Raw genomic sequence first — 15659 nt, forward strand, 5'->3', positions numbered from 1 at the left:
AGTCATCCCATCCATGTTAATTTCCATACTTCTTTATGACACAAAGCTTCAGGTAATTTTTGCAAGAAGAAAATAGCTGCCGGCAACCTAACAGTCAATAACAAAATATTAATTTTTATTCAGTAAGGATAAGAAAACTTCAGATAAGTGAGCAAAATAACCAGTATCGAGACCATCCTCCAAATTCCACACCCAAGAGAGAACTGTTTGTGTAAAACACCATTGACGAATTCGATGCTCTGAAAAATTAAGTAGTTCCGCAGTTCTTTTTATTCGCTGATTTAATAGGCCAGCTAATGAATCTTCTGTGCTAAGTAATTGAGGCATTGGGTTTCGTAAATAAGCAGCAAGGTCATAAACCTCATCACCGAGAACACCTTTAGGATCAATAACAATCCAAGTATCGCCATTTTGTAATATATTTTCGTGATGTAAATCACCGTGCAACAGTTTTATAGACTTCGTCGTTTGAAAGAGTATTTCTTTTTGCTTTCTTGCCTCTTGAAGATACAAAGATGGAATTGGCCATTCTTCATCAAGTAAAGCAAACCACTCATTAAGATGAGGAAAATGACTATTTGCCGGAGTAGGCGCCTGATGCAGGCGTTTAATACATTCACACACAATAGTAGTGGCCTGTTCTTCCTGATAAGGCCAAAACATTTTTAACGATTGACCAGAGACAGCTCTTTCAAGCAGCAGTGCATGATTGCCGTGCGCTAAAACACGAACCACTCCGTAACCAGAAAAAGCCTCAAGAGCACTGATCTCTTTATTTAATACAATACTCTCTGGACTCAATTTAAGGATAATCGGTCTTTCATGTTGAAACCCAAATAAAACATAGTTATGCGACAAATTTTCAACAGGTTTTAACTGCTTAAGCTCCCAGCTTAATGAAATCTCTTGAATTAAAGTCGACAATTGAGCCAACCAATGTTTCCCTGCATCACCATAGATAATCAAAATGTTTTTTTCATAAGCAGACATTCATTTTCCTAAACATCGTCAAAAAGCCATTGTTTATCCTCTCAATTTACTATATAAAAGAAGACAAGCCTAACCTGTCAGGGATTTGCATGATGACGCGAAAAACCATTTCTCCCCAAGATATTTTGGCAGATGGGACTGATTACAAAGAATTCAAAGGTGTCCAAGTTAGAAAAGCGACAGTAGCAGCATTTCTTGCCAATATAGAATTGCTCGAAGATAACAATACCTCGTCTGAAGATAAACATCAGGCCCTGCGTGCTTTAATGGAGTTAGCTCCGTCGATTATCGCAATTGGTTTACCACAACATGTTAGCTTTAAAAACCCCATTGTAGAAGCCATTATTAACGAGGCTGCAACCCAAATTTAAAAAATAATATTTACTTAACCCTTATCAAATACTGTGCGTTATACGATACAACACGTGCTTGGATAAAGAATGGTCTAAGGGCAACCTTGGATGACAAAAGTCATCACTTTTATCATGGGTCATTCCTATTTTTTGCATGACTCGTTGTGATCGCACATTTGAAACTGTAGTAAATGAAACGATTTCTTTTAAACCCAAATACTCAAAAGCATACGCTAAAACAGCCTTTGCACCTTCTGTTGCTAAGCCTTTTCCCCAAAAAGGCAACGATAAACGCCACCCGATCTCAATACAGGGAGTAAAATGCGCCGAAAATGAAGGAATATTCAGACCAATAAAACCCATAAATTCTTTCGTTTCTTTAAATTCTGCAGCCCATAATCCAAATCCATGCTGCTGGATATGAGCCGCAATTCGCACAATCATTGCAGAGCTTTCCTCTTGAGTCAGCAAAGCAGGGAGATATTCCATAACCTGCCTGTTAGAGTTCATGGTAGCAAAAAAAGGATGATCAGCTTCTCGCCATTCGCGAATAATTATGCGTTCGCTTTCAACAATTTTCATCATTTATTCCGATAGGTAATGTTTTAAAAAATCACAAAAAATACGCTTAAAATAAGTATTTATTTTTTTGTAAGTTATCAATTCATAATTATGTCAAAAATAACTCTTGCGTTCTCCGCTTTTTTCTTATAAAAATCTCTCTCTATTGAAATTTCTTATAGAAATTTATAGACAAAATATAAAAATATTATACAATTTTCAGCCCATTAATGTTTTACTTTTGAGAGACTATACAGTTAGTGACTAAGCACAAACAAGACAATACCGCTCCAATTAACGATGGCGGCTACCGACGTGGGTTGAAAGATCGTCACGTTCAGTTGATTGCTCTAGGCGGAATCATTGGTTCCGGCTATTTTTTAGGAACTGGAGAAGTTGTTAATCAGGTAGGTCCTTCTGTGTTTATTGCCTACATGTTAGGCGGCTTAATCATTTATCTTACGATGCTTTGTATGGGCGAACTAGCAGTTGCTATACCTATCTCAGGTTCTTTTATTACCTACACTGCTGATTTCATTTCCCCAACTATCGCATGTGGTGTTGGCTGGTCCTATTGGATTAGTTGGGTTGCCTATATACCCGCTGAATGTATTGCGGGTGGAATCATCATGCAGCATTTTACAGGGATCAACGGATATATATGGGCCGTCGGCTTTGGTTTGATTATTACTTATATCAATATCGCTAAAGTCGGCACCTTTGGTGAAATTGAATTCTGGCTAGCGATTATCAAAATTGCTGCTCTGATGGGCTTTGTTGGTCTGTCGATTCTGATATTTTTTGGTATTATTCATGGACCTCAACCTACGGGCATCGTTGGCGGACGATTTATTTTTGACCAAGGTGGTCTCTTTCCCAATGGACCTATGGTCTTATTGACCGCGATGGTTCTATTGCTAGTAAATTACCAAGGTTCCGAAATTATTGGTCTTGCTGCCGGAGAATCCATTAATCCAGCTCGCATGATTCCTCGGGCCATACGGACAGTAACATTCAGAATTTTGTTTATTTATATCATCCCTGTTTTTTGTTTAGTTTTAATTTTCCCTTGGCAGAAGGCAGGGCTGGCAAACTCCGTATTTGCGGACGCACTTAATTTTTACGGCTTAAAATGGGCAGGAGCCGCGACTAGTTTTGTCACGCTGACCGCGACATTATCATGCTCAAACTCAGGTGTGTACGGAATCGTTCGTTCTCTCAATGCCTTGGCGCGAAACGGGATGGCCCCACATAAACTCAGTAAACTTAATCGTAACGCCGTTCCACAAAATGCCGGTATCGTCACGCTCATTGCAATTTGGATATTACTAGCTGCAGGCTATTTCTTTGGACAATCCATGTTATACATTGCTTTATTACTGGTGTCAGGTTTTACAGGAGCAATTGCATGGATTTCACTGTGTTGGGCACAAATAAATTTCCGTAAACGCTTATATAAAGCAGGTTATACAACAGATGATCTAAGCTATACAACACCAGGCTCCCCCTATACTGGACTAGCCGCTATAGCTCTTATGCTAGTCTGCCTGGTTTTCCTGGTATTAAATAACGACCCTACTTACAAAATAGCCTTTATTATGGGTTTGATTAGTTTTGTTGGCCCTATTCTAGTTTACAAACTGGGAGGATTTTCAAAGCGTAGACATGCTGCAATGGAAGCAAGCAAGCATTTACAGTTCAAAGACATTTTTCCTGAACGTCACAAAAAGCATCCTCATTAATAGCAAATAACTGAGACTGTATAAGAATGTTATCAAGAACCCCTAATAGCTCGAGCTTTATGGGTTCTTGACTATGTCCTCATTGCACCTGATATATCTTCCCTGTTTGCAAGCCCTCTACACTCTTACTGTAAGCCAGAGCAACGCGTGCAGCACTAACAGGTTCATAACCGCGAAAATAAGGGGCATATTTCTCCATCGCCTCTGTAACCACAGTTGGACTTACGCAATTAATGCGTTGCTTTCTAGGCATCTCGATAGCTGCAGCAATTACGAAAGAATCTAACGCTCCATTGACCATCGAGGCAGAGGCTCCATAACGAATAGGATCATTACTTAAAATCCCACTTGTTAGTGTAAATGAACCACCTTCATTTAAATAATGACGGCCGATTAAGACCGTATTTACTTGGCCCATTAGCTTATTTTTCAAGCCTACATTAAACTCGTCCTCGTGCATCTGCATAAACTCGCCAAAATGTACACTTCCAGTAGCAAGTACAACGGCATCCACATGTTGGATTTTTTTAAACATTATCTCAATTGAAGTTTTATCACTAATATCGACATTGATATCTCCTGAACTAAAACCTGCTGTAATAATCTCGTGACGTGGTTGTAACTCAGCAACGATAGCTTGACCTATTGTTCCAGAAGCTCCTATAACTATTATTTTCATTAAACCTCCGAAATAATAAAAAGAAATCCTTTAATTTAGTGTCTCAGAAAAAAAAAATTGTTTCTACAAAGACTTATTAATAAAAAATTTAATTTTTTTGATTAATTCTAAAAAAAAGTATTTTTGTGTAATTTTTGTACTATATTTTAACTTAACTCTATAGAATCGCTTAAGAGACATTCCAATTTGAAATTTCATGTGATTTCAGAATGATATGATAATTCTAAGGTAATTTTTATGATCAGGTTTCGCCTTCTAAAGACTAAACTTCATAATCAACAAGCTCTATTAACTCTATCCGTTGTTAGCATTTACTGGATTTATTGTATTTTCTGGGCCCCTACAATATTTATTGATGGAATAACTCCACTCAGCTGGGCAGGCATGCTCTTATTCTTTATAGTGAGTTGCCATATAACAATGATTGTTATTTCCATCTATTTACACCGAAGCCAAACCCATAGAGCGGTTGAGTTTCATCCTGCCTTAAGACATTTTTTTCGTTTTTGGCTTTTTTTGACCACAGGAATTGTGAGATCTGAATGGGTAGCAATACATCGTGCACATCATCAAAATCCTGATCAAAATTCAGATCCTCATAGCCCATTAAACCATGGTCTACTCAATATGTTTTTAAGGGGTGCAGAAATTTATAATCAAGCAAAAGATCCAGAAATCATTAATAAATATGGCTATGTTAATGATAATGATTTTCTAGAGACTTATGTTTATAAATCCAAAATGGGGCCCTTTTATTTTCTTCTCATAGAAATTGCCCTTTTTGGTTTATGGGGTGTTGTATTGTGGAATTTGCAAATGATCTTTCAGATTGTTGCACAAACCGCCTTCATTAATGGATTAGGTCATCATTGTGGATATCGCAATTTCAAAACTAATGATAACTCTCATAATTTAACACGCTGGGGAATTCTTGTTGCGGGCGAAGAATTGCATAACAACCATCACTATGATCCTGCCGCAGTTAAATTTTCGTATAAGAAAAACGAATTTGATATTGGTTGGTTTTATATTAATTCATTGAGAAAATTGAAATTAGCTCACCTGAGAAAGGAAGAGCAAACAGAGTGATTTCACCTCACTCCTCGGTGAATAACGCACTGATTATATCGATTTCTTGACTCCCCCTGTTTGAATATTCCACAGATACTGATAATAAGTCGGCTTAGCGATTAACTCTTGATGCTTACCTTGTTCAATGATCTCCCCTTTATCAAGAACATAGATCCTATCTGCACCTGTGACAGTAGAAAGACGATGAGCAATTATGATAGTGGTTTTATTGTGTGAAATTGTTGCCAAGGCCATCTGTATTGCTAGCTCGGTATCATTATCTACCGCTGACGTTGCCTCATCCAAAATAAGAATAGGTGCTTTCTTAAGAACTGCTCGTGCAATGGCAATTCGTTGTCTTTGACCGCCAGATAAATATCCTCCTCTTGGCCCCACATAGGAATCATAACTTTGTGGCAGACTTTCAATAAATTTATCGGCACCCGCTATCTGCGCTGCATGTCGAATATCTTCAAGTTTCGCTCCAACTTTAGCATAAGCGATATTCTGAGCAATCGTCCCCTCAACAAGAAAAACATCTTGGCTGACTAAAGCAATCTGTTGTCGCCATTCAGACAATTCATATTTATCAATATTCTGCCCATCCCAATAAATGGCACCCTGCTCCGGATTATAAAAACGACAGAGTAACTTTATGAGAGTACTTTTGCCCGAGCCTGATTCACCAACAAACGCCACAGTCTGATTTTTGCCAACAGTAATATTGAAATGTTTAAACACAGGCCGCTTTGCCTCAGGATAAGTAAACGATAAATTAGTAATCAATAAACCTTCTTGTTCTTTATTTATCGATTGAATGTTTGCTTTCTCGGTATTGTTTTCTTCTTTCTCCCAAGTTAATAAATTTAAAGCTCTTGTTGTGGATGCCATTGCTCGTTGAAAATTGACCGTTACATCCGCTAAATAAGAAAAAGGCCATAGAAGTCGTTGTGATAAAAAAACCAGGAGACTAAATATTCCCACATTCATCTCACCATGAATTGTTTGATATCCACCTATTAGCAAGGTAAACAAAAAACCCGTTAAAATCATAATACGTATTACGGGTGTTACCATTGAACTAATAACAATCGTTTCCCGGTTTGCCTGTTGATAGTCATCACTTAATTCCTCTATCCGATGGGCTTCAAATTTCTCGGCCGTGAAGCTTTTTATGGTTAAAAGACCAGTTAAATTGTTAGTCAGTGCTGCAGAAATATTGGCCGCCTTTTCACGCACATTTATAAATTTCGGTTCTAACTTATGCTGAAAATAAAAAGCACCTAGTAAAATAAAAGGGATTGGTAAGATAGAGAATAACGTAATCAAAGGAGAGCAAAATAGAAAAATAATTCCAATTAAAATTGTTGACGAAACAATTTGAATAATCTGATTAATTCCGTCCTCTAAGAAACGCTCCAATTGGTTGATATCATCGTTAATGGTCGCTATCAATTGGCCAATTGGCGTTTTATCAACATCCTCCATCCGGGCATTTTGAATGTGTTGATAGGTTTGCATACGAAGTCGATGCTCAACTTTTTGTGCTAGATTCCTCCATTTCACGCTGTATAGGTATTGAAAAATAGACTCCAGGCTCCAAGCAATGAACGTTAAAACACCAAGAAGGATTAACTGAGTTAACATATTCGGATAACCTGTTAATCGAGCTAACCATGAATGTTGGCGGTTAACAACAACATCTACAGCGCCGCCTATTAATACTTCGGGAAAAATATCGAACAATTTATTTAATATGGAATACAATGTTGCTGCTAAATAGGTTTTACGATCACCTTTCATGTAGCTCAACAGGCGAAACAAAGGATAACGTGATGTTTCTAAATAAGATTTATTATTCATAATTTGTAGAAAGGAAATATCCTTCCTATAGCTTAACATTGGATAGAATTCTGTTGATATCTTAAATTTCACTTAGCTATACAATGACGTTATAAAGTCCATTCTCTTACCTTATTGTACAAATATATTCATAGTGATAATATGGACAAATTGTTTATTTATTGAGTTTTTTCATGCTTTCTAAACCTAAGGTTTCTTCTGTTATTGCCATTCGAACCGATTACAAGCACTTGTCTATTCTTATTGATCAGTTTAATGAAACAAACGATGAATCGATGAAAATAATGTATTTGCAACAAATTGACATGTATTCCAAAGCTGTCGTTGACAATTGTGAGCAAGAATTTTTAAAGAAGCCACCGCGATCACGTGTGCAAGCGCTTACAGATGCAATATATGCATGGCGTATGGAGGCATTTAAACTTCCCAAACCTCAAAATGAGCCTGGAACTCAAAAAGACGAAACATTTAGACAAGTGATGCAGAGGTATGGAGTCCATCCAGATGCTTCCATTACGCTGAGAGCTGTACAATACGCAACCGCATATAAACGCTTACAACCCATTACCCCGAAGGAAGAAAAAAAATCCGGCGATATTAAAACTCAAAGACGTGAATTTTATGAGCTTATGGATAAACGCTATCTTCTTTTAACGCAGCTTCTAAAACAAGATTATGAGGAAAGTAAACTTGCTGAGCTTAATGACAAACTAAAAAATCTTCATCTTCAACTCTTTAAACTTGTTGATTCGTCACTCGAGCTTCATAAATTCATAACAGAATATATGGACATGTTTGCTCTTTCTTATGGAGCAATACATATAACTGAAGAAAACGCTGAAAAATTCGATGGGTATCAATTAAAGCCATTTAAAAAGCAAGTCAACAATAAAAATTTACTGCTCACTGTTGTCTCCAAAGAAGAAGAGCCAATCCAATTAGTAGTTCGATATGAAGAACGTAAAACTGCTGCCGGGGAAGAACGGTTTAAATCTCACCCGATCGACAGATTTTTTGTTAAAGACTTCGTCACTTTTTCAAATAGACAGAAAAATGAGGATATTTCCAGTTATCATCCAGCGGCAATTAGTCAATATGCGACTCAAGGGAATTTAAAACAAGTCGCAAAAAAAATAAGAATGCAACCCTCTGCTCTGGCCGAACAAGGGCAAGATTACTTCTTGCAAATTAGTCAATTTTGCCTGGAATTAATCGCTTTAGGTTTTTATCATTCTGATATTAAACTATCCAATTTTTTACTTGATAATGGTCAAATTCTTATTAGCGATCGCAAAAGATTTCAGCCCGAACGCCATGTGAAAATAAGCGCGATACGCCCAAGCATTTGGTATGCTCCACAAGAATACTTAAAATATGTAAACAACAACAATAATGGAACAAATTTTAAAGCAGAGAGACTGAAACTAGACCTTCTTCCTTTTATGTCTTTTCAAGTAGGATTAGCTTTAAGATCGTTTTTATTGGGAGGAGAGGTAAAAAATCTCCACGCTAATATTGATTCGTTAGCCATAGAAACTAGTGATCTCAGGTATAAAAATTTAGCTATCTTAAGTAAGGCACTAACAAGAAATATTCCAACAGAGCGTATTAGTTTAAAGGTTTTCCAAACCTTGTTAGCTCCTGAAATACTGCAATTACCAACTGAACAATTTTTAAATCAATTGGAAATGGCCACAGGCAAAAATCCCTTTGCTATTAATAGGAAACTTGAAGCGCTCTTGCTCACCGAAAATATTGAGCAAAAGACCCTGGATGAATTATTAGCACCTTTTGATGAAGATTTGTTGTTGCTTGATTATGATGTTGAAAAAATTGTATTAGATCTTCTTGAAACAAAAACGATAAATGGCATTTCTTATAATAACTATGTTGAACACATCCAGGCTATTCAAAATTTAATTAATGACAGTTCTGTAGATGACACACGTATGATTGCTCTTCATCACGCTCTAGAAGAAGGGGAACTCTTTTTAACCACGCATAAAGAATCTTCGATTGCCCATAAGCTCTTGACTAAAATTATTACGCAAACAGAAAAAATCTATGCTCCTCACCTCGATTCAGCTCAAATAGACGTGCTGAATAAGAAAATGCAAAATAAACAAGTCAGTAAAGAAGAGTTACAAAAAGCTGCCGGCTATTTGAATAAATACATCACATATACTTTTGAGAATCAGCCGAAACATTTAAAAAACAGTTTTAACACCCTTAAGAAGGTTTGTTTTACTTATATAACAGAAACTATTTCATCACATAACAGGAAACAAGCCTGGTTTTTTGAAAAAATGTTAGCTTGGCTAGGTATTCGTGCTATTCCCAATCGAGTTACACTAAGTGATCTAGAGTCAAACCCCGATTTTGAAGCATGCCATACTCTCTTGCAGGGTTTTTCATTGCATACACAAAAACAATTGACTGCATATAACGCAGCAATGAAAAATATCGTTTCTTTATATCAGGGAGCATCCCCTCAAGTTCCTCATTCTTATCATAAACTAGAGGTTTTAAGGAAACCTTCTTCAGAAAAGGATGAATCATCTTCTGGGGCAACTAAAAAACTTACCAGCTCTAACAATGACAAAACAGTTTCTTTTGATACAGAGGATGATGTAATTGTTTATGAAACTCCAAAAGCCGCTGCAAAGCAGCCAGGATTCTTTGAGGTGGATGCTGAAGTGATCACTCATGACACTTCAAAAACTCCTCAATTAGAGGAAGATACTGATCCCTATGAAGTAGATGATGTAATCATTCATGAAACCCCAACAATTCCTGAGTCTGATAAGTCTAATAGTCAACTTCTAATGTAAAACTCACTAATGGACAAAAGTTAATGTAATTTTTGTCCATTAGGAACTGCAGGATCCGTGGTAAGTAAGCTGATTGCACCATTAGCATCCGTAAAACCAACTAATAAAAATTGTGAGGTAAATCCAGCGATATTTTTTTCACCTAAGTTCACACAACCCACAACTGAACGTCCAATTAATGAGTCAAGAGTGTAGTTAACCGTGATTTGAGCAGAAGTTTGTAGAATTCCGATTTCCTCTCCAAAATCAACCCAGACTTTAAAGGCAGGTTTTTTTGCGCGAGGAAACTCTTCCACTTTTACTATTGTTCCAGAACGCAAATCAACGCGTTCAAAATCTTCATAACTGATTGTCATATTTTTCCCAAAATCTTTTGTCATTATTATTTTTTTAATAAAGCAACTAATCGCACGGGTGCTTCTGTGCCTTCATTTATCTTTAGAGGTAATACTAAAATATAACTTCCCATTGGAGGAAGTAATCCCGAGTTAGCTATATTTTCAACGATATATTTTCCGGCGCCTAGAATAAGTTGATGAACTGGATATCCGGCGTCGGGTCTATCTGGAGAGAGTGTATCTATTCCAAGTCCACTAATGTTACGGTTTAAGAGTAACTTGGCTGTCTCTGCACCAAGCGAGGGAAAATTATAATTATTACGGTATTTGCGAGGACTATTCCAATATCTTTCCCAGCCCGTTCTAATAATTACAAAAGAACCAGCACCAATTTCTCCATGGCGGTCTTCAAACGCAAAGATATCTTCTGGTATGACAGTGTTATTTGCTGTCTGAGTGCTTGAAACATCGATAACCACACACGGTGCCAAGAGCTCATTCAAATCAAAATCCGCAATTGTTTTACCATCTTTAACACAGTGTGCGGGTGCATCCATATGGGTACCAATACCTGCATCCATAGTAAGATGCTGAACGCGAAAAGAAACATCTAAACTGGCATCATAGTCTTGAAGGTTTTGGTGTCTAAACCCGCAATTCCCTTCCCAGGAGGGAATTGAATCCGTTAACACATGCGTTAAATCAACAAGAGTATAAGCGAAACTCATCTTCACTCACTTTTATTGGTGCTTATCAATTATCTTATTCAAGTACATTAGCAATTGAACTATTCTCAACTTGAGAATTAAACTCTGGAACTAAACTTTTCAATAAAATATAAAGCTCTGAATTATTGTGCATCGTGCAAGCCATATTCAATAGACGGATTGTCTGTGTTAATTCAGTCCACTCCAAATGACGAAATCTCGCTTTAAACAATTTTTCATGAGAAGTCTGTACCAATTGTTCAGAGGGATGAAAAAGCTCTTCATATAATTTTTCACCGGGCCTTAATCCTGTATACTCAATGGCAATATCCCTGCCCGGCTCTTTACCAGACAAGCGAATCATTTGTTCAGCAAGATAACTAATTTTAATAGGCTCGCCCATATCAAGCACAAATATCTCGCCCCCTACTCCATTTACCATCGCTTGTAGAATCAATTGGCAGGCTTCAGGGATAGTCATAAAATAACGTTGGATATCTGGATGGGTTACGGTAATTGGACCACCCGCCTGGATCTGTTTCTGAAATAATGGAACAACACTTCCTGCCGAGCCTAATACATTACCAAAACGTACGGTAATAAATTGCGTGTCGACACGCTCATTTAAATTTTGACAATAAATCTCAGCAACTCGCTTCGTTGTACCCATGACATTCGTAGGATTAACAGCTTTATCCGTAGAAATTAAAATAAACTTTTCAACACCTACTGCAACACTTGCCTCAGCAACAACCTGCGTGCCTATTACGTTATTTTGCACAGCAACACGAACCTGCTCTTCTAACATTGGAACATGTTTATAGGCTGCCGCATGAAAAACGATTTGCGGCTTAAACTGATGAAAGAGAAAATCAATGGCGGTAATATCTGTCACAGAAATGAGAGCTAACTCACATGAAACGCCAGGGAATGTCTTGGCTAATTCAAGCTCGATCTTATAAAGATTAAACTCTGAGTTATCAATTATTAATAATTTCTTCGGCTGCAAAAACATAATTTGGCGGCACAATTCAGAACCAATCGAGCCACCTCCGCCGGTCACGACAACGCATTTATCCTTAATGCTAGAAGCAATTTTTTGCCAATCAAGTTGTACTTGATCTCGTCCGAGTAAATCCTCGATATTAACATCTCTTAATGCATCAACTTCGACTCGGCCTGCCGCCAATGCAGAAAGACTAGGCAGTGTCCTAAAAGGAATTTTACACTCTTCACAGTGATTGACGATACGACGCATAGTCGCTGAGCGGGCCGAGGGTATGGCAATAAAAATAAGATTAATATTGTGTTCAACCACCAAATCAACCAAGTCTCGCGTAGTACCTAAAACAGGAACCCCATGGACTTCCAACCCTCTTTTCCCCAAGTTATCGTCTATAAAGCCAATTGGGCGATAGGATTGAATTCGTTTTAGGTCCCGCACCAAACCTTCCCCAGCCCTTCCAGCACCAATGATTAAAACTCGTTTGCTTTCAGTAGACTGTCCTTTTTCTTTCCAATCCCAGTAAGAACGAAGAAGCAATCGCCCACCGCACAAAAAAGTTACCAGAGTCAAATCATAAAGTGGGAAAACGGAACGCGGGACGTGTTGCAACAGAGATGTAAAATACAACGCCAGAACAGAAAGAATCGTCGCAAAAGCAATAGCCTTAATAATTCTTGCCACATCATTTATTGATGAAAAGCACCACAACCCACGGTAAACTTTAAAGTAGTAATAACACCCCGTTTGGATTAATGCCAAAATGAGCAGTGAACATAATGAATATGAGCTTGTAAGATCACTTGGAAAAGGCTGTAAGTTATAACGCAACCAATAAGCAAAGTACCAGGCAACGGGAATCGCCAGCACATCAAACGCGATGACAGGAAATTTTTTGTATAATTTTTGAAAAAAAGTAAAAAAACTCTGCATGTTTTAACAAATCCTTTAACTGAGCAAGGCTCAAATCCAAATAGAAAATATTGCTTTATATTACTACAGCTTCAATTTAATAGGGTATAAATTTCATACCGATACGATGAATTTTGATTATTTGTCTTAAAATATGCTCCAAATTTATACATATGATTGTTCTTCAAAGCCATCTTCAAACAAAAATCGACAGGCGTATAAATTACTTTATCGCCAACTTTTAATGAGGTGAGGATAATAACTTCGGGTTTCGTCTTAAAAATTTCATCGCATAACCACGAAAACATGTTTTGTGTGGAAGGTTCCGTCATTTTCTTATTGTTTAAACAATAGGAATCTATAAAATTTAAAGAGCTTGCATAAGGAACTTGACCACTGTCTGCTAAAACCACACGACTATTTGGCAAAACATTACTATTTAGCCACTCGACAACCTGTTGCCTGAGTTGAATTCCTTCTTGAGGATTAATAGCAAAATATCGATAATTAGTTAACGTCATTTTAGGAATAAAAAAGAAGGCAAATAATAAAGCCACAATTGTTAGAGCAATTGACCGCATGCGTTCATTTTCAGGCATGCAATACGAAATGACATCACTCATCCCTTGCAACGTTAAGGGCAGTAATAGGATAAAAGCAGCTAAAAATAGACGATTTGCAAAGGCCACAATTGGATCAGCACCTACCAGCAAACCTAAATAAACAAGTGAAGGCAGCCACAAGAAATAATGTCGCTTGTCTTTGGCTTTAACGATGGCAGGTAATGCGAGTACTACAAAAGGCCAAATTAGCTCAAGATATATCAAGTCCAAGGTCAATGATGAGCTGATAAATCCTTTGCAATACACTGCATTGGGGAATAGACGACCATAATAGTGCCAGCGCCAAAAGAAATAAGGCATAAATAATAGCGCCAAAATAGCACTACTTAGAAATAATCCTTTGTAATAATCACGTACCTGATTTTTCGGTCTATCAAAAAGAGCTAATCCATAAAAAATTAGTATGAAGGCGGGAGCATCTGGTCTAGTTAGAGCTGCAATTGCCAATAAAAAGGCCGCTAAAATCCAATAAAGCGTATTGGCTTCTTCTCTTTGTTTGGAAAAAAACTGATATCCCATTCCTCGAAACAAAAAAACTAACGCCAGACAAATTACTCCTTGATAAAAAGTTGTTTCTAATCCGCTGACACTCCAAAGAATTTCGCCCTTATAAAGCAACAACCAAATACAGGGAATAAATGCAATCCATGCAGAAAACCAAAACCGGGAAAGATAATAAAGACTTATTGCACTTAAAACTAATCCCATCACTCCTAAACTTTTAAGGAGAGTAATAGGATTAAACCCAAGTTTGATAGCAAGCGCTGCCAATGCAACAAAACTAAAATTTGAATAGCCTTCAACTGGCTCTTCGCCGATGTTCCATAATACCCCATGCCCTGCAACCCAATGTTTGGCATAACGCAAGGAGATATACATATCATCGATGGTGAACGGCCAAATAGCCTGTACTTGGAGTATCAGCAAATAGCCAAATACAAAGCATAATAAAATAGCTACAATGAGATTTTTTTTTATCATTTAACTAGAGCAATCGAGGTCAAGCCCAGAAAACAAATCAAATTAAAGCGTGACAAGTTATCATGAAAAAAAAGAGAGACAGGATCATCATTGTCGGTACTTCGCATCGTTAGTCGGGCAAAGCGCCATATGCCAATAGCCGCAAATGGCAAGGTTAGCAGAAAATAGAATGATTCATCACGTGCATAAATGGTATAAAAAAGATAAGTCACAAAACTGGCGATTGCCGTGAACACAATTAGAGCATCCAGCAAACGTGAGGGATATTTTTTTAAAACTGCACGGGTCGAATAACGCAATCCTAATTGTTTTTCCAAACGACGCTTACACAATGCAATAAATAAACTAATTAAGGTTGCGGTAAAAGCCAACCACCATGAGATGGGTAACCCAATGCCAATAGTTCCTGCCAATACTCGCAATAGAAATCCACTGGCAATACACAATACATCAAGAATAGGCACATTCTTTAATAAATGGTTATAAGCCAAATTAATTAACAAATAGATGCCAAGTAAAGCAGCGAGATTACTTGAGATAGACCAGGCTAGTAATAAACCACCAATCAGAAGAAGTGCTAACATGCTAACCGCAAAGTCAACTGAAACTTCACCTGACGCCAGTGGTCGATAACATTTTTGCGGATGTAAGCGATCTTCCTCACGATCTTGAAAATCATTGTAGATATAAACAGCACTTGCAATTAAACAAAAGGCCAATGCTGCCAAAAGCGCATCCGGAAGATACTCAAGTGTATCTGCATAGAAAACACCAAGTAAAACAAAGGCTGCCTTAGTCCAATGTGATAATCTAAGTAACTTAAAGAAATGTTTTATTGATGTCATACCCGTCCTGAAAAACCATTGTAAATATTCGCCACTATATCATCAGTTTTTCAATAGGTTAATCCGAAAACAATGATATTATTTCATTGTTGTGACCCTCCCTTATCAATATTAACAATATTAATTCTACTGAATAAATTTGAATTCTCTCTTGTCCTAT

13 protein-coding genes are annotated in these 15659 nt (G+C 37.3%); 4 read left to right on the forward strand and 9 right to left on the reverse strand.

Going from position 1 to position 15659, the window contains the following annotated elements:
• Positions 1-108: 108 nt before the first annotated feature.
• Complete coding sequence (locus tag LHA_RS09650) at positions 109-990, reverse strand: aminoglycoside phosphotransferase family protein (RefSeq protein ID WP_045106356.1); 882 nt, start codon at positions 988-990, stop codon at positions 109-111.
• Between the two features lie 89 nt (positions 991-1079).
• On the opposite strand from LHA_RS09650, the gene LHA_RS09655 reads away from it, so the two are divergent.
• Entirely contained in the window at positions 1080-1361 is a 282-nt protein-coding gene (locus tag LHA_RS09655) for a hypothetical protein (RefSeq protein ID WP_045106357.1), read from the forward strand.
• A 24-nt stretch (positions 1362-1385) separates the two neighbouring features.
• Here the strand turns inward: LHA_RS09655 and LHA_RS09660 are convergent, their stop codons facing one another.
• A complete protein-coding gene (locus LHA_RS09660; RefSeq protein WP_082060327.1) occupies positions 1386-1925 on the reverse strand; it encodes a GNAT family N-acetyltransferase in 540 nt (179 codons plus the stop codon).
• A gap of 239 nt (positions 1926-2164) precedes the next feature.
• Here LHA_RS09660 and LHA_RS09665 point away from each other — a divergent pair, with 239 nt between their 5' ends.
• Positions 2165-3646: an amino acid permease gene (locus LHA_RS09665; RefSeq protein ID WP_045106359.1), complete on the forward strand. Its 1482-nt coding sequence runs from the start codon at positions 2165-2167 to the stop codon at positions 3644-3646.
• Between the two features lie 79 nt (positions 3647-3725).
• Here the strand turns inward: LHA_RS09665 and LHA_RS09670 are convergent, their stop codons facing one another.
• Positions 3726-4325, reverse strand: coding sequence for a short chain dehydrogenase (locus LHA_RS09670; RefSeq protein ID WP_045106360.1), 600 nt, complete (start codon positions 4323-4325; stop codon positions 3726-3728).
• 237 nt (positions 4326-4562) lie between these two features.
• Here LHA_RS09670 and LHA_RS09675 point away from each other — a divergent pair, with 237 nt between their 5' ends.
• Positions 4563-5414 (forward strand): acyl-CoA desaturase, encoded by an 852-nt coding sequence (locus LHA_RS09675; protein WP_045106361.1) that lies wholly within the window; start codon positions 4563-4565, stop codon positions 5412-5414.
• A gap of 33 nt (positions 5415-5447) precedes the next feature.
• Here LHA_RS09675 and LHA_RS09680 read toward each other — a convergent pair whose 3' ends face one another.
• Positions 5448-7259 carry an ABC transporter ATP-binding protein gene (locus LHA_RS09680; RefSeq protein ID WP_082060328.1) on the reverse strand — a complete coding sequence of 604 codons (1812 nt, stop codon included), beginning with the start codon at positions 7257-7259 and terminating at the stop codon, positions 5448-5450.
• Between the two features lie 173 nt (positions 7260-7432).
• On the opposite strand from LHA_RS09680, the gene LHA_RS09685 reads away from it, so the two are divergent.
• Entirely contained in the window at positions 7433-10090 is a 2658-nt protein-coding gene (locus tag LHA_RS09685) for a protein kinase family protein (RefSeq protein ID WP_045106362.1), read from the forward strand.
• 20 nt (positions 10091-10110) lie between these two features.
• Here the strand turns inward: LHA_RS09685 and LHA_RS09690 are convergent, their stop codons facing one another.
• From LHA_RS09690 to LHA_RS09710, 5 genes are all read right to left on the reverse strand, one after another.
• Complete coding sequence (locus LHA_RS09690) at positions 10111-10446, reverse strand: tRNA-binding protein (RefSeq protein WP_045107517.1); 336 nt, start codon at positions 10444-10446, stop codon at positions 10111-10113.
• Positions 10447-10472: 26 nt separating this feature from the next.
• Complete coding sequence (locus tag LHA_RS09695) at positions 10473-11156, reverse strand: cyclase family protein (protein ID WP_045106363.1); 684 nt, start codon at positions 11154-11156, stop codon at positions 10473-10475.
• A 34-nt stretch (positions 11157-11190) separates the two neighbouring features.
• Positions 11191-13071: a nucleoside-diphosphate sugar epimerase/dehydratase gene (locus LHA_RS09700; protein WP_045106364.1), complete on the reverse strand. Its 1881-nt coding sequence runs from the start codon at positions 13069-13071 to the stop codon at positions 11191-11193.
• 71 nt (positions 13072-13142) lie between these two features.
• Positions 13143-14654: a hypothetical protein gene (locus LHA_RS09705; RefSeq protein ID WP_045106365.1), complete on the reverse strand. Its 1512-nt coding sequence runs from the start codon at positions 14652-14654 to the stop codon at positions 13143-13145.
• Positions 14651-15499, reverse strand: a complete 849-nt coding sequence (locus tag LHA_RS09710; RefSeq protein WP_045106366.1) for a decaprenyl-phosphate phosphoribosyltransferase — start codon at positions 15497-15499, stop codon at positions 14651-14653. The genes LHA_RS09705 and LHA_RS09710 overlap by 4 nt, the downstream gene beginning before the upstream one ends.
• Positions 15500-15659 lie beyond the last annotated feature (160 nt).

The sequence above is a fragment of the Legionella hackeliae genome (genome assembly GCF_000953655.1).
In the GTDB taxonomy this organism is placed as follows: domain Bacteria; phylum Pseudomonadota; class Gammaproteobacteria; order Legionellales; family Legionellaceae; genus Tatlockia; species Tatlockia hackeliae.